Source organism: Pseudidiomarina atlantica (assembly GCF_000753735.1).
GTDB classification, from domain to species: Bacteria; Pseudomonadota; Gammaproteobacteria; order Enterobacterales; family Alteromonadaceae; genus Pseudidiomarina; species Pseudidiomarina atlantica.
In genome coordinates, this window is the sequence record NZ_JPIN01000008.1 from 58790 (window position 1) to 80925 (window position 22136).

Below are 22136 nucleotides of genomic sequence, written 5' to 3' on the forward strand. Positions count from 1 at the left end.
CCAAGCAATGCAAAGGGAACTGATCGATATGAGCCAACGCACCATGGACATCAAATTGATGGACCGTCACTACAAGGTGAATTGCCCCCAAGGGCAAGAGGTGGCTTTGCAACAAGCTGCGGATAAGCTCAATCAACGCTTAGAACAAATTAAACAAGCAACGAAACTCAGCCATCCAGAACAAATTGCGGTGATGGCGGCGTTGAACCTGAGCCATGAAAGCGCCTTGCTCGAGCAGCAACAGCAAGCGCGCATTCGTGAGTTAGAAGAAAAGATTAAACTGCTGCAAGAAACCCTGGAACAAGTCACCACCGAACAACGTCCAGGGCGACGCTAAAATTTGACAGTTAGGATCGCCTGGGATGTGCGCCAGCACGCTAATGTCCCTGAGCCGATGTCATCAGTAAAGGGGCTCACTGACCGGCTATTGTGCAAGCTCGACCTGTATCGAGAAGCCTACGGCCGTGAATTTGCGCCCCGCCTTGAACCAGTGGGTTCAAGGGCCAAGGCACGCAGCGGCATCTCGGGTGATCACCCCTTTTATTGAATCCTATTCGTCGGCAGCTTTCGCCTGCTCGACGAGACGGCGAACATCAGCCAATAATTCCTGCGCATCGTAAACAATACCGTCTTTGATGGTGTAACGAACGCCTTTGGTGCGCATCGGTTGATTGTTCTCATCCAGCTTAAAGTGACCAGTTCCGTAGAGCACTTTGAAGTTCGCCAACGGATTCTCTGCGACAATCACCAAGTCAGCTTTTTTACCCGGCACGACGCTACCAATATCGGCTTCCATCCCAAGTGCTTCAGCGCCATTCAAAGTTGCAGCTTGCACCACTTCTAAGGCGTTGAAGCCAGCCTCACGCAACAATTCGAACTCACGAATCAAGCCAAAGCCATAAATTTTGTAGATATAACCTGCGTCTGAACCTGTGGTGATGCGGCCGCCATGGTTTTTAAAGTCTTGCAAAAACGCCATCCACTTTTGATAGTTTTTGCGCCAAGCAATCTCTTCATCGGTCGTCCAATCAAACCAGTAGGACCCATGCGCATAACGACTGGGTTCAAAGAATTCCCACAATTGCGGCAGCGTGTATTCGTCGTGCCAAATCGCTTGGCGCTCACGCATCAAGTCACGACTGGCTTCGTAAATGGTTAAGGTTGGGTTGATGGTGAAATCGAGTTCAATCAGCTCGTCACGTACTTGCTGCCAACGCTTTGAACCTGGCTCTGCGGCCTGCTTCCATAATTCGCCAGCGGCGGCAAAGCGGTCTTGTTCGTTGTTGTAGTTGTAATCCGCTGGGTAATCCTGAATGGTGCGGTCCGTAAATAACGCCTCAGGTAAACCATACCAGTGCTCCATACTGCCTAAACCCATGCGCGCCGAATCGACCACATCGGTGCGTACCACATTAAGCTGTGCATGGTGCATCATAGTGCCAAGCTCTTGCTGCTTCGCTTCATCAAGTGCTGCGGCGATAATTTGCGGACGGGCACCGAAGAATTTGATGCCAGCGGCACCTTGGCGCTTGATGTCACGCACCCATTCGCGCGCCTGCTCGGCGGTAAAAATCGGCTCCGAACTACCCATGCCAAAGCCGGCATAAGGAATAATCCGCGGCGCGACAATGGTGTTTTCAGCTGACTGTTGTTGGTGCCATTTAGTCCACTCCAGGCCGTTAAAGCTCCCCGGCTCGCGCACTGTGGTAATGCCATGCGCCAGCCACAGTTTCAGCACATATTCGGCCGGAATACCCTCAGCTGAACCGCCAATGTGACCGTGCATATCGACAAAACCCGGCAGCACGTAGTGACCGGTTAAGTCCATCTCTTTGTCGCCAGGGCGCGCTTCCGGCCGCTTACCAACAATCGGCACACCGGGATTGCCGACACTCACCACATTGGTAATGCGATCATTTTCAATGACAATGTCGACCGGACCCTGCATCGGCGCGCCTTCACCGTTGATCAAGTTGACGCCGCGCAAAATTAAGCGCTCATAAGGGCCCTCACCTTGGTCGCCACGGGCTGGAGCCTTTGGTGGCGCCGCGATGGCTTGACTGGTTAAGGCAACACTTAAGACCAACATGGTCAGTAGCTGTTTAATCATGCTATAACTCACCTTTAGAAGAGGTTGATAAGAGAGTCAGAATAGCAGCGCCATGCCACGACAGCAATTCAGAAAACAGCTCCTTGCCGCGCGTCAAGCGCTAAGTACCGCAGAGCGTGAGGCGGCAGCGCAACAGGTCAGTGACCACTTGCTGGCATTGCCCGAGCTGCAACAAAGTACGACGGTTGGCAGCTATTACAGCGTGCGTGCCGAACTCCCCACCCAAACGCTGAATCAGCAGCTGCAACTGCAACATCGCCTTGCACTGCCGGTATTGCACCCCATCAGCTTGCAACATTTGTTGTTTTTGAAAGTGCACCCGCAAACCCGCTGGCAAGCCAACACCTACAACATTCCTGAGCCACAGTTGCGCTGCCCCGACATAGTGCCGTTAAGTGCGTTACGAGTATTGCTAGTGCCGCTGGTAGGATTTGATGCGCACGGGAACCGACTCGGCATGGGCGGTGGCTTTTACGATCGCACCCTCGCCGCGTGGCATCAGGGCTTGTTACCTGACCTTCAGCCCATCGGGTTAGCGTTTGATTGCCAGTACGTTGAAGCCTTGCCCCATGCGCCTTGGGATGTGCCGCTACCACGGGTGATTACCCCCGCAAAAGTGTGGGACTTTCGGGGCTAAAACTGTATACTGAAACGCCATAGCCCACTCACTTTGGAAGCAGGCATGGCGTCCGCACAAGATCAACTCAAACAACAGGCTGCACAAGCCGCATTTGACTACGTAAAAACCCATTTCAAGCCCGGCTCAGTGATCGGTGTTGGTACCGGTTCGACGGTTAATTTCTTTATCGACGCCTTGGCCGAACTCAAGCATGACATTGAAGCTGCCGTTTCAAGCTCAGAAGCCTCAACTGAGCGCTTAAAAGCACAGGGTATTCGTGTCGTTGACCTCAATACCGTGACTGAAGTGCCGATTTATGTCGATGGCGCTGACGAAATTGACGCTCACCTGCGCATGGTTAAAGGCGGTGGTGCAGCGTTGACACGCGAGAAGATCATCGCCGCCGTCGCACAAACCTTTGTTTGTATTGTCGACACTTCTAAGCAAGTCGGTCGTTTAGGGCGCTTCCCGATACCCGTTGAAGTGATCCCAATGGCGCGTTCATATGTGGCCCGCGAAATCGTCAAGCTGGGCGGCGACCCCGTGTGGCGTGAAGGCGTGGTGACGGATAACGGTAACTGGATCCTCGATGTGCACAATTTTGATATCCTCGATCCGATTCATTTAGAACAACAACTGAATAATATTGTTGGTGTGGTCACCAATGGTTTATTTGCCCAACGCGGCGCAGACCTTGCTATTGTTGCCAGTGCCAACGGCGTAGAGACAGTGAAGTAACCTATGAGCCAAGTTTCTTTAGCAAAAGACCGTATCAAGTTTTTATTACTAGAAGGCGTGCATCAAAGCGCTGTCGAAATCCTCAAACAACGCGGCTATAGCAACATTGAGTACGTGAAAACCGCACTCGATGAAGCCGAGCTTTGTGAGAAAATTCGCGATGCCCACTTTGTCGGTATCCGTTCGCGCACGCAGCTCACCGAGCGTGTGTTCGCTGCTGCCGACAAGCTGATTGGCGTCGGCTGTTTCTGTATCGGCACCAACCAAGTGGATTTAGCCGCTGCCCGTAGGCATGGCGTAGTGGTATTTAATGCGCCATTTTCCAATACCCGCAGCGTTGCAGAGCTGGTTTTGGCTGAAATCATTATGCTGTTGCGCCGCATTCCCGAAAAAAATGCCGCAGCCCACCGCGGTGGCTGGGATAAATCGGCTAACGGTAGTTACGAAGCTCGCGGCAAAGTATTGGGCATTATCGGCTACGGTCACATTGGCAGCCAGCTTAGTATTTTGGCTGAGCAGCTCGGTATGCAAGTGCGTTTTTATGATATCGAAAGCAAGCTGCCGCTGGGCAATGCCAGTGCCGTTGCGTCGCTTGATGCGCTGTTGGCGCAAGCCGATGTGGTGACCTTGCATGTGCCAGAAACCGCGCAAACGCAGTGGATGATTGATGCGCCGCAATTGGCAAAAATGAAACCCGGGTCGCTGCTGATCAATGCTTCCCGCGGTACAGTGGTGCAAATCGACGCGCTCGCTAACGCGCTGCGCAGTGGCCATTTAGCGGGTGCCGCCATTGACGTGTTCCCCGTCGAACCGAGCAGCAATAACGCTATTTTCGAATCGCCGTTGCGCGGCCTCGACAACTGTATTCTTACGCCGCATGTCGGTGGCTCCACCCAAGAAGCACAAGAAAACATCGGCGTTGAAGTAGCCGGAAAATTGGCGCACTACTCCGACAATGGCTCGACCTTGTCTGCGGTGAATTTCCCAGAAGTATCGTTACCCACGCACCACGGCTCGCGCCGCTTGTTGCATATTCACGAAAACCGGCCGGGCATGCTGACCCGCATTAACCAACTGCTCGCCGAGCAAAACATCAACGTCTCTGGTCAGTACTTACAGACCGACGCCGATGTGGGTTATGTCGTCATCGACGTCGACACGCCGCAGGAAAGCACCATCGCCGACGAACTGTTGGAGCAAATGCGAACAATTGAGGGCACCATTCGCGCGCGAGTGCTGTATTAGTCTTTTGGGTCGGCTTCGGGAGCAGAGCGGCCGACGGTGCGTGCCATAGATTCTGGCGACACGTGACGGACGTCTTTGCCTTTGACGAAGAAGATGATGTATTCGGCGATGTTTTGGCAACGGTCGCCGATACGCTCAAGTGAGCGCGCTGACCAAAGGACGTTCATGACTTTTGGAATGCCGCGTGGATCTTCCATCATGTAGGTCATCAATTGACGTGTCAGGCCTTCGTATTGACGATCGGCTTGGGCATCCATTTGATGCACCTCATAGGCCGCATCCAAATCCATGCGGGCGAAGGCATCAAGCACGCCGCGCAGCATTGCCAATACTTGCTGACCAAGGTTTTCAAGGCTCACCAAGAACTGTTGCTGATCATTGTTGAAGCTCTCAAGTGCAACGCGGGCGATACGCTCGGCTTCGTCACCCATACGCTCAAGGTCGGCGATGGTCTTGAAAATAGCAATGATAAGGCGCAAGTCACTGGCTGCGGGTTGGCGTTTGGCAATAATCTGCACGCACGCTTCATCGATTTGCACTTCGAGTGCGTTGATTTTGTAATCGCGCTGGAGAATTTGCTCTGCCAAGTCATGGTCTGAGTTTTCAATCGCCAACAGTGAGTCACGCAGCTGCTGCTCCACCAAACCGCCCATGTTCATCACCTGCGTGCGAACCGCATCCAACTCATCGTTGAATTTGCCGGAGATGTGTCGACTCGTATTAATTTTATCCATGCCGTTCTCCTTAACCGTAACGACCGGTAATGTAGTCTTCCGTCTGTTTGTTCGACGGCGTAGTAAATAAGGTGTTGGTATCAGCGTACTCAATCAACTTGCCCATGTACAAGAACGCGGTCTGATCAGACACTCGAGCCGCCTGTTGCATGTTGTGCGTTACGATAACCACGGTGTACTTTTCTTTCAGCTCGGTAATCAACTCTTCGATCGTCAACGTTGAGATCGGGTCAAGTGCCGACGTCGGTTCGTCGAGCAGTAACACTTCAGGTTCAATCGCGATCGCGCGGGCAATGACCAAACGCTGCTGCTGACCACCTGACAAGCTAAACGCGCTAGCGCTGAGGCGATCTTTCACTTCGTCCCACAAGGCAGCCCCTTTGAGTGAACGCTCAACCACTTCGTCTAGCGTACGGCGGTCGTTGACACCCTGCAAGCGCATACCGTAAACCACGTTCTCGTAAATCGATTTGGGGAACGGATTGGGGCGCTGAAACACCATACCAATGTTGCGGCGCAAGGCAGCAACGTCGACATCTTTGTCGTAAATGTTCTTATCATGCAACCGGATCTCGCCGCTCACCTTACAAATCTCGACCAGGTCGTTCATGCGGTTGATGCACCGCAATAGCGTGGACTTACCACAACCCGACGGACCGATAAACGCGGTGACGCGGTTTTTCGGAATCGCCATCGAAATATCGTAAAGTGCCTGTGCCTCACCGTAGTGTAGGTTCAAGTTATTGATAGTAAGTGCCGTTTGGTCAGCACTCAAGTTTTCTAAATCTAATTGTGTCGCTTCTTGCGTAGTCGGAGTTACCGAAATCATAAATAGACCTTTTCGCTGCTGAGCGCTGTTAGTGTTCTAACGAGCGATACTTTTCACGTAAATGGTTACGTACCCCGATAGCGGTTAAATTCAAACCAACAATCACGGTGACGAGTAAGAATGAGGTCGCATAGACCAACGGGCGCGCCGCTTCAACGTTAGGGCTTTGGAAGCCGACGTCGTAAATATGGAAGCCCAAGTGCATAAACTTGCGATCTAAGTGGAAGTACGGGAAGTTCCCATCCACTGGCAGCATCGGAGCTGACTTCACCACGCCTACCAACATCAGCGGCGCAACTTCACCCGCAGCGCGAGCGACGGCCAAAATAAGACCGGTCATAATCGCTGGCGACGCCATCGGAATGATGATGCGCCATAGTGTTTCTGCCTTGGTCGCGCCGAGCGCTAAGCTGCCTTCACGCAAGGTACTTGGAATCCGTGACAGACCTTCTTCGGTCGAGACAATCACCACCGGCAAGGTCAAAATAGCCAAGGTAATCGCCGCCCACATCACCCCTGGCGTACCAAAGGTCGGGCTCGGCAAGGCTTCTGGGTAGAAGATTTGGTCCAGTGAACCACCCACCATATACACGAAGAAGCCTAGACCAAACACCCCATAAACGATAGAGGGTACGCCAGCGAGGTTAATTACGGCAATACGAATCAAGCGCGTGATGGCGTTTTTACCAGCGTATTCGTGCAGGTAAATGGCCGCAACCACCCCAAATGGCGTGACGATTATCGACATCAATAGCACCATAAACACGGTACCGAAAATCGCCGGAAATACCCCGCCTTCAGTATTCGCTTCACGCGGATCGGCGCTGATAAACTTACCAATTTCGACAAAGAAGTGCCCTACTTTAGCCAGCAGCCCCATGTCGTTCGGGAAGCTGACATCGAGCATACGATACATCGGTAAGGTGACTTCTACGCCACGCATGTCACGCATCACTACGGCGTCACGATTGGCCTGCTCGCGCAATTCAAACAACTCAGCTTCAAGCACTTCGTAGTCAGCGCGTAACTGCGCTTCTTCGGCGGCGATACGTGCTTCTTCAGCTTCGGTTAATTTACCCTCGAGTTCCAGTGCACGGCGCTGCAGCCGCAGATCATTTAGCTCATAGTTGATCGCACCAATATCGCTGTCTTGTAGATCGCTGGCTTGCTCGTTGAGTTCCACTACGCGCTCGATACGTTCACGCAACACCGCACGAACGTTATCGCTGGTCGCAACCGACTCACCATTCTCAAGCACATCAACCACGTAACCATAGAAGTTACCGTCTTTGGCACGCTCCAGCTTGGCTAAGTCTTTGGGGGTCTCATCACGAACGATTTGTGGCTCTAGCACCCACGTAAAATCGAGTGGCACGTATTCGCGGTTACCTACTTTAATGAGCCAACGATCGAGCATTTCTTCGTTGTAATTATCAAGTTCAACACCTGACTCTTGCAAACGCGATAATGGAATCGTTTCGCTATCGTAGACTTCACCAATAATGGTTGAAATAGAGCCATCTGTGGCACGCACGTCCATTTCGTGGATTTGCGCTGGCCAGAAGAACGACAAGCCGCGCCAACCGATCAAAATGAGTAGCCCGATGACCGCAATTAGACTGATGCTCACTGAACCTGCAGTGAGCCAAATCCACGGTTTTCCTGATTTAAACCAACCTTTCATGGAAATCCTCTTCGTTACATCGAGCTGTATTTTTCACGTAACCGTTGGCGCACAAGCTCTGCCACGGTGTTAAACGCGAAAGTGAAAACGAACAATACGAATGCGGCTAAGAACAAGATACGGTAATGCGAGCTGCCGACTTCAGATTCCGGCATTTCGACCGCAATGTTCGCAGACAAAGTACGCATCCCCTCAAATATGTTCCAATCCATGATCGGCGTGTTACCGGTTGCCATTAATACAATCATGGTTTCGCCTACCGCACGTCCTAGGCCCATCATCACCGCCGAGAAAATCCCCGGGCTCGCAGTGAGTAGCACTACTTTGGTGAGGGTTTGCCAGGTGGTTGCACCGAGCGCCAAAGAACCATTCGACAGATGTTTAGGTACGCTGAAGACCGCATCTTCAGCAATAGAGAAGATAGTCGGAATGACCGCAAAGCCCATAGCGATGCCCACCACCAAGGAGTTACGTTGGTCAAAAGTAATCCCTAATTCGTTGGTTAGGTACTGACGCACGTTACCACCGAACAGCCAAGCCTCAACCACCGGTGACATCGCAAACGAGAACCAACCGACAAAGGCAACCACTGGAATCAGAATAAGCGCAGCGCGGCCATCTGTGAGTCTGTTGCGTAAGGCTTGCGGCAATAACGATGACACTGCTGCAAACGCCACCACCGCTAGCGGCACCAGAATAATCACCGCGACAATTCCGGGCAGGTATTGCTCCACCAGCGGCGCGAGCCATAACCCGGCCAAGAAACCTAGGATTACCGTTGGTAAGGCTTCCATGATTTCAACCGTAGGTTTAACGACCTTGCGTACCCCAGGCGACATAAAATAGGCGGTATAAACTGCTGCAGCCAAACCAATAGGCACCGCGAACAACATCGCATAGGCAGCAGCTTTGATGGTACCGAATGAAATCGGCACTAAGCTAAACTTAGGTTCAAAGTCATCAGAGCCTGAAGTTGACTGCCAAACATAGTCGGGCTCTGGGTAACCTTCGTACCAGACTTCTTGCCAGATCCCACTCCAAGTTACTTCTGGGTGTTCATTGACCAAGTCAAAAATGTTCAACTGACCTTGATCCAGCGTCAGCAACGTATTGGCACGTGGGTCAATGACCATTTGCGTGATGCTATAGCCATCTGGCTTACCGCGGAACAAATCTGCTTGCGACGTGGTATGGAACACACCCACGTCACCATCTTGCGCGATGGTGTAGAACGTACGGCGGTAATACTCCACCACGATTTCACTGATTGCGGACTCAGCAGCCTGAAAATCGCGAATGAACTGGTAGCGACGGCCATCGTCGCCGGCCACTTCAAACCATTGCGTGACTTTACCGTTGTCGTGCCCAAATAGAATCGAACTGGCACCTGCTAACAGCGCCATGTCGGTGATGTTACCGTGACGACGTGGGTCAACTGTCAGCAGTTGACGCTCTTTCAATTGTCCCGTGCGAGTTACATCAAAAATCCAAAAGCGATTCGCTTGGCGTACCAAAACCTGGCGTAGATCAGGCGTCACTTTGATTTGATCGATGCCGCCAGTAATCGGTAATTCGTGAAACTTAGAGGTGAGCTCAACTTCACCGCTTAAGAAGTTACGCGCGGCCTGCACAAAGTTAACAATCACACGCTCATCGGCGGTTTCACCGGCAAATAGCATCGATTCGCCGTCGTATTCAAAAGCCAACTTAGTGATTCTGCCAGCTTGTGGATCGACCTGTACCGGCTCGCCATCGTTAACCATGCTGACGCGCGGCTCAATGTAAAGTTCGCCATTGCGGAAGCTACTGCTGAATTTCGGCTCAATCATCACCACTTGGCCACCTTCGATGGCGTACGCGTAGCGATTGTTCTGCGGCTGCGTTTGCGCGAAAGCGGTCGGTTGACTCTCCGTCACTTGATGCGTAAGAAGCACTTTCCCCGGCGTCCAATCGGTGCCTTGCTTAGCTTTTAACGCAAAGTAAATGAGCTCACCTTGACCGGTAAACTGATAACCGATTTCCGACTGCTCCTCGACGCCCATAGCCACAACTTGCTCGCTCGGGCTATCAATGGAACGGGTATGGTTAATTTCCACACCACGGAAAATGGGTTCGATGACATAAAGCAGATAAAAGAAGATAAGCAGCAAAGCGACCAGGACCATGATGCCGCCGAAGCTCACGCCCCAACGTGCGATGCGGTCTTTTAACAGTCGATAATTGCTAGCTCCCAATGTGGGTTTCGCTGCCGACATTCTCACCTCAGATGGTAGATTTATGAACGATGAAGAGTATAGCTGGGAAGTATGACAGTATTGTTACACTACCGTCATAAAAGTGACATTTTCACGAAAACCGTTATTCGTTAGTCGTTAGTCGTTAGTCGTTAGGGTGAGCCTTTAACTACCTCCACTAACGAGTAACGACTAACGACTAACGAAAAAGCCCGGCGGGAGCCGGGCTTGTTTTTTTTAGTTGAGGCCGAGTTTTTCTAGCTCTTGTTCAACTACCATTTTTGGTAATGGAATGTAGCCGTCTTTGTCTACAATCTCTTGACCGGTTTTTGACAGTACCATTTTTAAGAATTCAGCAGTTGCTGGATCTAATGGTTTGTTCGGGTGCTTGTTCACGTAAACATATAGGAAGCGCGCGAGTGGGTACTTACCAGCAAGTGCACTTTCAGTCGTTGCATCAACGTATTCTTCGCCTTCGGCAATCGCTATTGGCACCGTTTTGACACCAGAAGTCAAGTAACCGATACCTGAGTAGCCAATGGCATTCAATGAGGTCGATACCGACTGTACCACTGATGCAGAACCAGGCTGCTCGTTCACGTTTGGACGGAAGTCGCCATCACACAATGCAACTTCTTTGAAGTAACCGTAGGTGCCTGACACTGAGTTGCGACCATACAATTGTAGATCGCGGTTTTCCCAGCTACCGGTCAAGCCTAAGTCACCCCAACGACGGACTTCTTGCGTTGCACCACACAAACGGGTGTTACTAAATACCGCGTCAACTTGCTCGATGGTCATGCCTTCGATAGGGTTGTCTTTGTGCACAAATACTGCCAACGCATCGATAGCAACGCGCACTGCAGTTGGTTTGTAACCGTGACGCTTTTCAAAAGCTTCAATTTCTTTTGACTTCATACCGCGGCTCATAGGGCCGAAGTTTGACGTGCCTTCAGTCAGCGCTGGTGGCGCAGTTGAAGAACCTGCAGCTTGAATCTGCATGTTGACGTTCGGATACAAACGCTTAAATTCTTCTGACCAGAAGGTCATCATGTTGGCCAAGGTGTCTGAACCAACAGATGATAAGTTGCCAGACAGACCACTTACTTTTTCATATTCTGGCAAGTTGTCGGTTGGCTTTTGCGCCGCTGCCGAAGTAGCAACTAAACCGGCAACGCTCATAGCAATTAAGGCTGACTTAAGTTTCATAATGACTCCAATCGTCAATGCTGCGATGCAGCTTTTTATCAATGAACGTGGCGCAGTTTAGAATGTCAATGTGACAATTTAATGACAGCTTTTGTTTTTCTGTCACATTTCTGCCAATTAACTGTCATTTTTTATTCTTAGTAACCACCAGCTCTTCTGGAACACGCACCGAAAAGGTGGTGCCGCGCCCTACTACCGAGTCGATATTAAGCTTACAGTGATGATGCTCGACCGCTTGCTTGACGATAGCAAGGCCTAGGCCTGAGCCACCTTTGGCACTGTTACGATCTTTATCAATGCGGTAGAAGCGCTCGGTTAAGCGCGGAATGTGTTCGGCCGGAATCCCAGGGCCGTTGTCGGTAACGCTAAACTCCATTTGCTTACCCACTGAGCGCCAGCGCACGACGATTTTACCGTTTGGCTGAGTGTAATGAATCGCGTTGCTCACCAGGTTCACAAACACACTGCGCAATTCGTCTTCAATACCGTGCATCGATTGCTCAGCGATTTCAAAGCTCAATTGATGTTGCTTATCAGCATTTAACTGCTCCGCGTCGGTCTGAATCCGACGTAACAGTTCCGGCACGTTGACTACACGCTCAAAAATGTCGCCGCGCGCAGAGTCAATGCGCGAGAGTGACAGTAATTGGTCGACCAAGTTGCGCATGCGCGTACTTTGTCCGTGCATATCTTGCAGCGCTTTATCGAGCATCGCCGGCGGCATGCTCTGCACACCATCACCGAGCATTTCAAGATAGCCCTGAATCACAGTGAGCGGTGTTTTCAGTTCGTGCGATACGTTGGCGACGAAGTCTTTGCGCATTTGCTCAAGCCGACGCAGTTGCGTGACGTCACGTGCCATCAACAAAAACTGGTCATCGCTGTAAGGCATAATGCGGACTTCAAGTTCAATGTCTTCGCGTACTGGCGAGGGCAAATAGATCTCTTTGCTAAAGTCGCCCTTGCGCAAGTAGTTGATGAATTCAGGATGGCGAATCAAGTTAGATAAGCGAATGCCGGTATCGGCCGGCCATTTGAGGCCAAAGTAAAACTGTCCGAGTTTATTACACCAGAGCAAGCCACCGTCTTTGCGAAACACGATAGCAGCATCAGGAATGGCTTCGGATGCCTCACGAAAGCGACGTAATAAGCGTGCCAACGCGCGGCGTCGTTGCTGACTACGGCGTTGGGTACGATAGATACCGTCATAGATGTAGCTCCAGCTGCCAGGAGCGCTGGGCGGTAACATGGTGCGGCGATGCCACAACCAGTCGACCAATTTGTACTGATAGAAGTAATGCCACGCGAGAATCGCGAGCAAGCCTAGGCTGAGGACTGGCCAGAACACATCAAACAGCCAGCCCACAATGCCTAACGGTAGGATGTACCAAAGAAATCCGCGCAGCAGAAATACCAGCGAAAACCGTCTATCCATTGCTTCGCCGCTCGCTGTTAGCGACTAGAGAAGCGATAGCCCACGCCGCGCACGGTTTGCACCAAGCGATCATGGCCGTGCATTTCAATGGCTTTACGTAAGCGACGAATATGAACATCAACCGTACGGTCTTCGACATAAACGTTCGTGCCCCAGACGTTATCAAGTAACTGCTCACGACTATACACGCGTTCTGGGTGTGTCATAAAGAAGTGCAGTAATTTAAATTCAGTGGGGCCCATATCTACGCGATCGTTATAGGCAGTCACACGATGGGAAATCGGATCCAGCTTCAAGCCTTCGATTTCCAACGGCTCATCCAGTGCCGTTGGTGACACGCGGCGGAACACGGCGCGCATCCGTGCCATCAGTTCTTTCGGCGAGAATGGTTTAGTAATGTAGTCGTCAGCACCGACTTCTAACCCACGCACTTTGTCTTCTTCTTCACCGCGTGCGGTCAGCATAATAATCGGAATATTACGCGTGAAATCGTCACTCTTTAACTTTTTCGCCAATTGAATACCTGAGCCGCCCGGTAACATCCAATCCAATAAGATCATGTCTGGGAATGGCTCAACAATTTTTTCTAGTGCGACTTGATAGTCGTTGGCTTCCACTGCTTGGTAGCCGTGTTGTTCCATGACAAAGCTCAACATTTCACGGATCGGAGCTTCGTCTTCAACAATTAAAATTTTTCGTGACATCGTGCTTCACCTAGTCGTTTTTTAGCGCTGTCATTATTACGACATAATGTGACAGATTTATGAATCTACGACATTTTTGTGAAATTTACTGCAATTGGATGTCAATCCATACTAAACGATGGTCAGAAGAGCTCCCACGCGAGCTCACTAAGTCTGCCTTCGGCTGCTCCGGTAACGGCCAGAACACACCACCATCGATAATATCGATGCCAAAGCTCGATGGCAGCACGTAATCGGCGCGCTTACGCCAACTGGCGGTATGTTCTGCCGCCAGCGGATTATCCGGACTATGTGCGGCGCCGCCAGCACTGGTCGGTACGTATTCGCCCTGCACTGCTGGATGTTCTAGCAACTGACTGATAGCACCGGGAACGTTATCGTCGCTCTCAATGGATGCGTTTAAATCGCCGGCAATCACAAATCGCGACTGCTCCGCTAGACCGCCTTTGCGCCCTTGGTCATCGTAAATAAAATCATTGGGTTGCGAGCCAATATATTCGCGCCAGAAGCGAATTTCATCGAAGTTACGGCGGCCATTGCGATTTTCTTCGCCGTCAAATACCGGCGGCGTTGGATGACTCACAAGTACATGCAAATCATAGTCTTCCACCTTTACGACGACATCCCAATGGGACTTCGAACTCAACGGCATTTCATTCCAAATGTCATCGTTATACCAAAACTCATGAGTACCCGGAACCAACGGTCGTAAAGCCCCTGGGAGATCTTGCCAGCGAAAGTGTTGGAAGGTACGCGTGGCTTGCTTATCGATGGGATAACGCGATAACACGGCCATACCGTATTGTCCTTCGTAATTCCCATACCCCCAAGCATCATCGCCAACGCCCTGCGCTTTGCCGTCACGATTCAGATCGTAAGGACTCGCGCGACCGGTATTGACCGGTGCGATGAAATGGTACGGGTAGTCGATGGGCGCTTCGCCATTTTGACTGACGCTTAGAAATGCCTGCTGAAAGGTTTCAAGTACTTGTGCATCGGGTAGGTAATCAAATTCATTCAATACAATAATATCGGGGCGCACGTGTTGAATAATTTCTGCGATGGCGCGAATTTGCGGGTGCTGGTCAGCCAATGCCTGTGGCAGTGCTTGAGCGCCCTCTGTTTGCCACTTTTCAGCGGCAAGATAATTCGAGGCATCCATACTGACGTTAAAAGATGCAACACGCAGGGTTACAGGTTTTTTCATCGGTTCTTCCACTCTGTCACATCCAGTTACGAAAACGAGCAACAAGGCTACACCACAAGCGAAGACTGGCTTTATCACGAATTGACTCCCCAAGTTTTGAGCTGCGCAGACAGCTTAGCATGAAATTGGTTCAAGATTGTCGGTGCAAATCGTTACCAAATTGATTAAAATACTGTCACATTTTTGACATGTGACTGTGTTACAAAATACAACAATAACTGCAAGGCTTGATTCAAGCGGTAATGCCTTTCTCAATTTTTTTTACAACCACAACTCAGGAAATTTAGAAAAATGAGTACATCTCTGCGATTTTCGCGCACCGCAAGTGCCATCGCAGTTGCCCTAGGCTTGGCCTCGGCATCTGCAATGGCGCAAGATACCTCGGCTTCACTTCGCGGTGAAATCGTTGGTCCTCAAGGCAATGGCGCCGCGGATACCCGCGTTGTTATTGAACACATGCCATCTGGCTCACGTACCGAAGTAACCACTGACGCCAGCGGTAACTTCATTGCTAGCGGTTTGCGTGTTGGCGGTCCATACCGCATTACCCTAGATTCAGACGTTTACCAAGACGCGCAATACTCAGAAGTATTTCTTAAGCTTGGTGAAACCTTCCGTTTGAACGCCCAGCTTGAAGCTGGCAACGTTGAGCGTATTTCAGTAACTGGCCAAGCTATCAACTATGCGCAGTTGAACAACGGTTCAAGCAGCTCATTCGGCGAAGAACAAATTGAGTCTCTGCCTACTTACAGCCGTGACTTGAAAGAAATCGTTCGTTTGAACCCGCTCGCTACCCAGTTGGGTGACGGCGATCAGTTGGTAGTCGCGGGTAACAACCCGAAATACAACTCAATCACTGTTGATGGTATCAACCAAAACGATGATTTTGGTCTGAACAACAACGGTTACCCTACTCAGGGTTCACCGATTTCAATCGACGCGATTTCACAAATCACTGTGGATGTTGCCCCGTTTAATGCGAAAGACACTAACTTTACCGGTGCTAAAGTAAACGCAGTTACCAAATCAGGTACCAACGAACTCGAAGGCTCGGTGTTCTATCAGTACACCAGCGACAGCTTCGCCGGCGATCCTGAAGCTTCTATCTATGACGAAAACGCGTTGCCACCAAACGTAGATTATGAAGAAAAAACCATTGGTTTTGGTGTCGGTGGCCCGATCATCGAAGACAAATTGTTCTTCTACGTCAACTACGAAACGCTTGAAGAGACCAACGCACCTTACCGTGGTCCGGTCGGTTCTGATGCAGCGAACATTGCTAACATCACCACTGACGAGCTGAACGAAGTATTGCGTATCGCGCGTGAAGTTTACGGTTTAGACGATAGCCAAATCGGTGATTGGAACATTCCAGCTGTAGAAGAAGACAACAAACTTCTCGTGAAGCTTGACTGGAACATCAACAACGAACACCGTGCAGCCTTCACTTATCAGCGCACAGACGGCAATTCGATCCGTAACAACTTCGGTGGTGACGGTACCTTGACCTTGTCATCAAGCTGGTACAACAACGAACAAATCCTTGATGCTTACGCGTTCCAAGTCTACTCAAACTGGAGCTCTAACTTCTCCAGCGATGTTAAATTGTCGTACAAGAACGTTGAAGCGATTCAAGACCCATTGAACGGCCGTTCAATCGGTATGGTGACGGTAGAAGTTGGTGGCCGTAATGCTATCGAATTCGGCCCTGACTATTCACGTCACGCCAACGAAGGTGAAAACAGCACGCTTGAATTCCAAGCGAACGGTGAATACCTCATCGGTGATCATGCGATTGGTTTCGGTTACGCATTCTCAGAAACTGACATCTATAACCTGTTCGTACAGAACGCGCTGGGTTCATGGGAATTCGATAGCATCGAAGACTTCGAAAACCGTGAAGCAGGTAACTTCTACTACGCAGGCAGCTTAACTGGCGACATCAATGATGCGGCCGCTAACTTCACGCAAGGTACTCAAGCGCTGTACATCCAAGATACATGGCAGCCAACTTGGGATCTCGAGTTGACTTTCGGTGTCCGTTATGAGCGTATGTTCGCTGAAGACAAGCCGATTTATAACCCGAACTTCGCTGCACGTTACGGTTTTGCGAACACTGAAAACCTTGACGGTAAAGACTTGTTCTTACCGCGTGTAGGCTTCAAGTACCAGCTTACTGACGACGTTCGCCTACGCGGTGGTTTCGGTCGTTATGCCGGCGGCCGTCCTAATGTTTGGGTATCGAACTCTTACACCAACAACGGTCAAACCTTCTCACAATTCAGCCGTTTCTTGGCCGACGTACCACGCAGCGTGATCTTTGAAAACGTTGACCCGCGCGTTGTACCTCAGGCAATTCAAGACTCACTGATTGCTGACGGTTACGTGAACGCTATCGACCCTGAATTTGATTTGCCATCAGATTGGCGCGGCAGCTTAGGTGTTGATTTTAACAGCTTCGCCATCCCTGCCCTAGGTGACGAGTGGTTCGCAAGCGTTGAATACATCTACACCCGTCGTAAAGACGACGTGCAGTGGAAAGACTTAACGCGCGTTGCTTTGTTAGATGAAAACGGCAACCCACGTACTACTGTAGACGGCGGTCGTATTCTTTATGTGGTAGACGATCCACTTGACGATCACATTCCACAAGGCGTGGGCGACCACGGTGGTGTTGAACGTTACGACTTGTTGCTGACCAACGGTGACGGTGGTAAGAGCCAAATCTTTACCGCAACCCTTGGTAAAGCATGGGAAAACGGTCTGAGCTTCCGTACGAGCTATACTAACCAAGACATCCAAGAAGCGGTTGCCGGTAGTTCAAGTACGGCAATTTCTAACTACCGTTACCCAGTAGCGATTGACCGTCAGAACGTACGTCCTGGTACTGCGTCTTATCAGGTTGAGCATCGTTTCATGGCTGACGTAACCTACAGAACTGAATTGTTTAACGGTTACACCTCAACCTTCGGCTTGTTCTGGGAACGTTACTCTGGTCGTCCTTGGGGCTACGTTTATGACAGCTATGGTGACACCAGCTTCGGTAACCAGCCGTTCGGTACTTTAGGTAACTCGTCTGTCTACCTACCGTACATTCCGACCGGTGCTGATGATCCAGCCGTCGCCTATGAAGAAGGCTTCAGTTACGAGCAGTTTGCTGAGTATTTAGAGCGTGCCGGCTTATCAGGCTATGCTGGTCAATACTTACCACGTAACACCGAGCGTGCGCCGTGGACCACCAACCTTGACTTTAAATTCACGCAAGAGTTGCCTGGATTTGTTGAAGGTCATAAAGGTGAGTTGTACATCAACGTACGTAACTTGTTAGCAGTATTCGACAAAGACGCAGGTCAAAAACACGTCTTACCATTTGGTGATAACGTACGTGAATTGGTCAGTGCCACCATCAATGACGACGGTCAGTACGTCTACGGCGTGCCTTACAACAGCCGTGCGTTTGATGTTGTCACTACTGCACCAACGCGTTACTTGCCAGAGCGTTCTTCTTGGCAAGCGAAGATCGGTATCCGTTACCGCTTCTAAGCGTATCGTGTAAAAAAAAGTACATAAAAGTACAAAAAGCCCTCGCAATTGCGGGGGCTTTTTTTTAGAATGCGCGCCATCTGCTTTCTTTCTTAAGAGATTGCTAATGGAACACGAACGCTTCATGCGCCGCGCTCTAGAACTTGCACAACAAGCCGAATCCCAGGGCGAAGTGCCAGTGGGCGCCGTTGTCGTCCATAATGGTCAAATCCTAGGCGAAGGCTTTAATCAAGTCATCAGCCTCAACGACCCCTCCGCGCATGCCGAAGCCCAAGCAATCCGTGCAGCTGGCCAGCTGCTCAACAATTATCGTCTGGTTAATACCACCTTGTATGTTTCTTTAGAGCCCTGCGCCATGTGCGCGGGGCTTATTACACATGCGCGTGTAAAAACTTTAGTATTTGGCGCCAGCGACCCGCGCACTGGCGCTACCGGCACCGCTATTGAAGTGCTTAACCATGCCAGCATGAACCACAAAGTCGAGGTGGTTGGTGGCGTGTTAAGCACCGATTGTGCCGCTATCTTGCAAGAATTCTTCCGCAAACGGCGGAAAAATAACGCTAACGTAGAAACGTAAAAAATAGTGTGAATTGGTTAATTTTTGACTACTATTTCATCAAACTGTCATAGAAGTCACCTAAACTTTGTCACCCAAATAATGACAATTTGTTCTAACCACAACCCAGGAAAGCAACATCATGTTGAAAAATAAACCTAGTCGCATTGCCGCTGCAGTCGCCCTAGCCATTGGCTTGTCTGCTACTGCAACCGCGCAAGAAACTTCATCGAGCATCCGCGGTGTTGTTACCAGCGAAAGTACTGGTAACGTCATTGCTAATGCTACTGTTACCTTACGTGATGAGCGTACAGGTACCACAACAACTTTAACTGCTAACGATAACGGCTTGTTCTCGGCACGCGGTCTACCGGTTGGTGGTCCTTACACTTTGACTGTTACGGACGCTGCGGGTAACACCGAAGTGGTTTCTGACGTCTACTTAACTCTTGGTGAAACTGAGAACCTGAGCGTTCAAGTTGCACAGCGTAGCGTTGAGCGTCTAGAAGTTACCGGTCAACGTTTAACGATGACTTCAGGCTCAACTGGCCCAGCTGCCAACTTCAATCTGAGCGATTTGCAAAACCAACCAGCACCTAACCGTGACCTGAAAGACGTGATGCAAATCGACCCACGCGTGTACATTAACGAAACCAACGCGCGTGACATTCAATGTGGTGGTGCTAACCCACGTTTCAACAGCTTGACCGTCGACGGTGTGCGCACGAACGACAACTTCGGCTTGAACTCTAGTGGTTACCCAACTGAACGTATGCCTTTCTCTTACGACGCTATCGAGCAGGTCGCTGTAGAATTGGCACCGTTTGATGTGCAATACGGTGGTTTCACCGCGTGTAACATCAACGCTGTTACTAAATCAGGTGAAAACGAATTGTTCGGTAGCGTGTTCTTCGACTATACCAATGATTCATTAACTGGCGACGAACTTGAAGGTGAGCCAGTGACTATCGGTGCATTCAACGAGCGTCGTTACGGTGTAAACGTTGGTGGCGCACTGATCAAAGACAAATTGTTCGCTTTCGTAGCCTACGAAAAACTTGAAGGTTCTGACACCTTTGACCGTGGTCCAGAAGACGCTAACGTTGCAACTCCAGTAGCTGGTGTTACCCAAGCTGACCTTGACCGTATCGCTGCTATCGCACGTGATGTTTACGGCTTCGAGCCAGGCGGTTTCCCAGCAAGCATTCCAGTAGAAGACGAGAAATTCCTCGCGAAAATCGACTGGTACATCAATGCTGACCACCGTGCGTCTTTCACTTACAACTACAACGATGGTTATTCAATCGCTGAGTCTGACGGTGATGACAACGAACTCGAATTCTCGAACCACTTCTATTCGCGTGGTGCTGAGTTCAATTCATACGTAGCGCAGTTGTACTCTGACTGGACTTACAACTTCTCAACCGAAATCCGTGCCGGTTACTCTGAACTTGAGAACGCTGTTGAGCCATTAGGCGGCACCGAAATCGGTGAAGTACAAATCAGCCTAAACGACAACACCATCTACTTGGGTGCTGATGACTCACGTCACTCAAACAAGTTGGCGTATGACACTGCGTTCTACAAATTGTCGGGTACTTATTTGTATAACGATCACACGTTCACTTTCGGTTATGAATACGAAAGCTATGACGTGTTCAACTTGTTCATCCAAGAATCACAAGGTGAGCACCGCTTCAGCTCAATCGATGATTTCGAAAATGGTTTCGTAAACCGCATCATTTATGAAAATGCTGCTGGTACCAACAACCCTGACGATGGCGCTGGCCAGTTCAAGTACGCGGTCAACACCCTGTACGGCCAAGATGAGTATTACTTCATCGACCAAGACCTGACGTTGACTGTTGGTTTACGTTACGACTGGTACACCACCAGTGATGAACCACGCTTCAACCAGAGCTTTGCTGACACCTATGGTTTCGGCAACAACGCAACACTTGACGGCGAAGGTTTATTGCAACCACGTGTCGGTTTGAACTGGGTTGTGAATGACCAGTTAGAAGTACGTGGTGGTTTCGGTCTTTACTCAGGTGGTAACCCGAACGTTTGGTTGTCAAACAACTACTCAAACAACGGTGTGAGCCTGTACGAAGCAAGCCTACGTAACGTCAACTTGTTCGACCTTGACTACGGTACTGGTTCGCCAATCATCGACATTCCACGCGAATTGTTCGACGAAGTTGCGAACGCAGCAGGTCGTGGTCCAGTCAACGCGCTTGACCCGAACTTCGAATTACCAAGCGAGTGGAAATTTGCGGCTGGGGCAACTTACGTAACTGAAAATGATTACGTGTTGATTGCTGACTTCTTACACACGCGTAAGCAAGATGCTGCCATCATCAGCGACTTGCGTGCTACGCAAACGGGTACAGCTCCAGACGGTCGTCCAATCTACGCTAGCTCAGGTAACGATGCGTTCTTGCTAACCAACGTTGACGGTGACTCTGGCGAGCAAACCAGTATCAGCTTCGCCATCTCTAAAGAGCATGACTTTGGTTTCGATTGGTCACTTGCTTATGCGTGGAACAAAGCAGAAGACGTGAACCCAATGACCAGCTCTGTGGCGTACTCAAACTACACCAACCTAGCAACTGCTGATCGTGAAAACCCAGGTATCGCGACCTCTAACTACGAGATCCCGCACCGCTTCACGTTCCGTGGTACTTATACTGCTGAGTGGTTAGCTGGCTACGATACTACGTTCAGCGTGTTCGCATCGGCTAACAAAGGTCGTCCTTACAGCTTCACTATGAACGCTCCTGTTGGTGATATCACTGGTGGCCGTTCGTTGCTGTACGTACCAACTGGTATCGACGATCCGAACGTTGCTTGGGGTGACAGCTTAACTGACGGTCAAATCCAAGAGTTCTTCGACTTTATCGCTGAATCTGGCCTCGACCAATACGCGGGCGGTATCGCTCCACGTAACGAGTTCTACAGCGACTGGTGGCATAAAGTTGACCTGAAAGTCGAACAAGAATTGCCTGGCTTCATGAAAAACCATAAGTCACGCGTTTACTTTGTGGTCGATAACTTCACCAACTTATTGAACGATGACTGGGGCGTGTTATATGAAACAAGCTTCCCACGTTCAGTATCGTTGGCTAACGTTAGCATCAACGACCAAGACCAGTGGGTATTCGATTCATTCACTCCGCGCTTGAACTCAGTTCAAGGCCGTGCAGGTTCACCTTCATTGTGGAGCATCCGCTTGGGCTTCCAATACGATTTCTAAGTCTGACTTAGCTTCGTAGCTACAAAAAACCCG

16 protein-coding genes and 1 other RNA gene are annotated in these 22136 nt (G+C 50.3%); 8 read left to right on the forward strand and 9 right to left on the reverse strand.

All coding sequences use genetic code 11. The features are described 5' to 3' along the window. Window positions 1–28: 28 nt before the first annotated feature. A complete protein-coding gene (locus tag IDAT_RS08670; protein ID WP_034732868.1) occupies window positions 29–337 on the forward strand; it encodes a cell division protein ZapA in 309 nt (102 codons plus the stop codon). A gap of 14 nt (window positions 338–351) precedes the next feature. Continuing rightward, window positions 352–534, forward strand: a non-coding RNA gene (gene ssrS / locus IDAT_RS13170) — 6S RNA. Window positions 535–550: 16 nt separating this feature from the next. Here the strand turns inward: ssrS and IDAT_RS08675 are convergent. Then, entirely contained in the window at window positions 551–2110 is a 1560-nt protein-coding gene (locus IDAT_RS08675) for an amidohydrolase family protein (RefSeq protein WP_034732869.1), read from the reverse strand. A 52-nt stretch (window positions 2111–2162) separates the two neighbouring features. Between IDAT_RS08675 and IDAT_RS08680 the strand changes: the two genes are divergently transcribed. From IDAT_RS08680 to serA, 3 genes are read left to right on the forward strand one after another with little or no spacing between them, the layout of a single operon-like run. Further along, window positions 2163–2747, forward strand: a complete 585-nt coding sequence (locus IDAT_RS08680; RefSeq protein WP_034732870.1) for a 5-formyltetrahydrofolate cyclo-ligase — start codon at window positions 2163–2165, stop codon at window positions 2745–2747. A 45-nt stretch (window positions 2748–2792) separates the two neighbouring features. Beyond that, complete coding sequence (rpiA, locus tag IDAT_RS08685; protein WP_034732871.1) at window positions 2793–3467, forward strand: ribose-5-phosphate isomerase RpiA; 675 nt, start codon at window positions 2793–2795, stop codon at window positions 3465–3467. A 3-nt stretch (window positions 3468–3470) separates the two neighbouring features. Further along, window positions 3471–4712 carry a phosphoglycerate dehydrogenase gene (serA, locus tag IDAT_RS08690; protein ID WP_034732873.1) on the forward strand — a complete coding sequence of 414 codons (1242 nt, stop codon included), beginning with the start codon at window positions 3471–3473 and terminating at the stop codon, window positions 4710–4712. Here serA and phoU read toward each other — a convergent pair. From phoU to IDAT_RS08730, 8 genes are all read right to left on the reverse strand, one after another. Continuing rightward, window positions 4709–5446: a phosphate signaling complex protein PhoU gene (gene phoU, locus IDAT_RS08695; RefSeq protein ID WP_034732875.1), complete on the reverse strand. Its 738-nt coding sequence runs from the start codon at window positions 5444–5446 to the stop codon at window positions 4709–4711. The genes serA and phoU overlap by 4 nt on opposite strands. A 10-nt stretch (window positions 5447–5456) precedes the next feature. Next, on the reverse strand, window positions 5457–6275 hold the full coding sequence (gene pstB / locus IDAT_RS08700; protein WP_034732877.1) for a phosphate ABC transporter ATP-binding protein PstB: 819 nt from the start codon (window positions 6273–6275) through the stop codon (window positions 5457–5459). 28 nt (window positions 6276–6303) lie between these two features. Further along, window positions 6304–7959 (reverse strand): phosphate ABC transporter permease PstA, encoded by a 1656-nt coding sequence (pstA, locus tag IDAT_RS08705; protein WP_034732878.1) that lies wholly within the window; start codon window positions 7957–7959, stop codon window positions 6304–6306. Window positions 7960–7973: 14 nt separating this feature from the next. Then, complete coding sequence (locus IDAT_RS08710) at window positions 7974–10220, reverse strand: ABC transporter permease subunit (RefSeq protein ID WP_425277394.1); 2247 nt, start codon at window positions 10218–10220, stop codon at window positions 7974–7976. Between the two features lie 210 nt (window positions 10221–10430). Beyond that, window positions 10431–11402: a PstS family phosphate ABC transporter substrate-binding protein gene (locus IDAT_RS08715; RefSeq protein WP_034732879.1), complete on the reverse strand. Its 972-nt coding sequence runs from the start codon at window positions 11400–11402 to the stop codon at window positions 10431–10433. Window positions 11403–11526: 124 nt separating this feature from the next. Continuing rightward, the gene (gene phoR, locus IDAT_RS08720; protein ID WP_034732880.1) at window positions 11527–12837 is read right to left on the reverse strand and encodes a phosphate regulon sensor histidine kinase PhoR; all 1311 of its coding nucleotides are present in this window, start codon (window positions 12835–12837) and stop codon (window positions 11527–11529) included. 17 nt (window positions 12838–12854) lie between these two features. Beyond that, a complete protein-coding gene (gene phoB / locus IDAT_RS08725; protein WP_034732881.1) occupies window positions 12855–13541 on the reverse strand; it encodes a phosphate regulon transcriptional regulator PhoB in 687 nt (228 codons plus the stop codon). A gap of 85 nt (window positions 13542–13626) precedes the next feature. Then, the gene (locus IDAT_RS08730; protein WP_034732882.1) at window positions 13627–14748 is read right to left on the reverse strand and encodes an endonuclease/exonuclease/phosphatase family protein; all 1122 of its coding nucleotides are present in this window, start codon (window positions 14746–14748) and stop codon (window positions 13627–13629) included. 291 nt (window positions 14749–15039) lie between these two features. On the opposite strand from IDAT_RS08730, the gene IDAT_RS08735 reads away from it, so the two are divergent. The 3 genes from IDAT_RS08735 to IDAT_RS08745 all read left to right on the forward strand — a co-directional run bounded on the left by IDAT_RS08735 (window position 15040) and on the right by IDAT_RS08745 (window position 22103). After that, complete coding sequence (locus IDAT_RS08735) at window positions 15040–18291, forward strand: TonB-dependent receptor (protein WP_034732883.1); 3252 nt, start codon at window positions 15040–15042, stop codon at window positions 18289–18291. Window positions 18292–18397: 106 nt separating this feature from the next. After that, window positions 18398–18868 (forward strand): tRNA adenosine(34) deaminase TadA, encoded by a 471-nt coding sequence (tadA, locus tag IDAT_RS08740; protein WP_081909802.1) that lies wholly within the window; start codon window positions 18398–18400, stop codon window positions 18866–18868. A gap of 121 nt (window positions 18869–18989) precedes the next feature. Further along, the gene (locus IDAT_RS08745; RefSeq protein ID WP_081909803.1) at window positions 18990–22103 is read left to right on the forward strand and encodes a TonB-dependent receptor; all 3114 of its coding nucleotides are present in this window, start codon (window positions 18990–18992) and stop codon (window positions 22101–22103) included. Window positions 22104–22136: the final 33 nt, after the last annotated feature.

Coding starts and splice junctions, on each gene's coding strand:
- IDAT_RS08730 (WP_034732882.1), bottom strand. CDS start 14,748: ATGAAAAAACCTGTAACCCTGCGTGTTGCATCTTTTAACGTCAGTATG.
- serA (WP_034732873.1), top strand. CDS start 3,471: ATGAGCCAAGTTTCTTTAGCAAAAGACCGTATCAAGTTTTTATTACTA.
- IDAT_RS08680 (WP_034732870.1), top strand. CDS start 2,163: ATGCCACGACAGCAATTCAGAAAACAGCTCCTTGCCGCGCGTCAAGCG.
- IDAT_RS08735 (WP_034732883.1), top strand. CDS start 15,040: ATGAGTACATCTCTGCGATTTTCGCGCACCGCAAGTGCCATCGCAGTT.
- IDAT_RS08745 (WP_081909803.1), top strand. CDS start 18,990: ATGTTGAAAAATAAACCTAGTCGCATTGCCGCTGCAGTCGCCCTAGCC.
- IDAT_RS08715 (WP_034732879.1), bottom strand. CDS start 11,402: ATGAAACTTAAGTCAGCCTTAATTGCTATGAGCGTTGCCGGTTTAGTT.
- tadA (WP_081909802.1), top strand. CDS start 18,398: ATGGAACACGAACGCTTCATGCGCCGCGCTCTAGAACTTGCACAACAA.
- pstA (WP_034732878.1), bottom strand. CDS start 7,959: ATGAAAGGTTGGTTTAAATCAGGAAAACCGTGGATTTGGCTCACTGCA.
- phoB (WP_034732881.1), bottom strand. CDS start 13,541: ATGTCACGAAAAATTTTAATTGTTGAAGACGAAGCTCCGATCCGTGAA.
- IDAT_RS08670 (WP_034732868.1), top strand. CDS start 29: ATGAGCCAACGCACCATGGACATCAAATTGATGGACCGTCACTACAAG.
- IDAT_RS08675 (WP_034732869.1), bottom strand. CDS start 2,110: ATGATTAAACAGCTACTGACCATGTTGGTCTTAAGTGTTGCCTTAACC.
- pstB (WP_034732877.1), bottom strand. CDS start 6,275: ATGATTTCGGTAACTCCGACTACGCAAGAAGCGACACAATTAGATTTA.
- phoR (WP_034732880.1), bottom strand. CDS start 12,837: ATGGATAGACGGTTTTCGCTGGTATTTCTGCTGCGCGGATTTCTTTGG.
- rpiA (WP_034732871.1), top strand. CDS start 2,793: ATGGCGTCCGCACAAGATCAACTCAAACAACAGGCTGCACAAGCCGCA.
- phoU (WP_034732875.1), bottom strand. CDS start 5,446: ATGGATAAAATTAATACGAGTCGACACATCTCCGGCAAATTCAACGAT.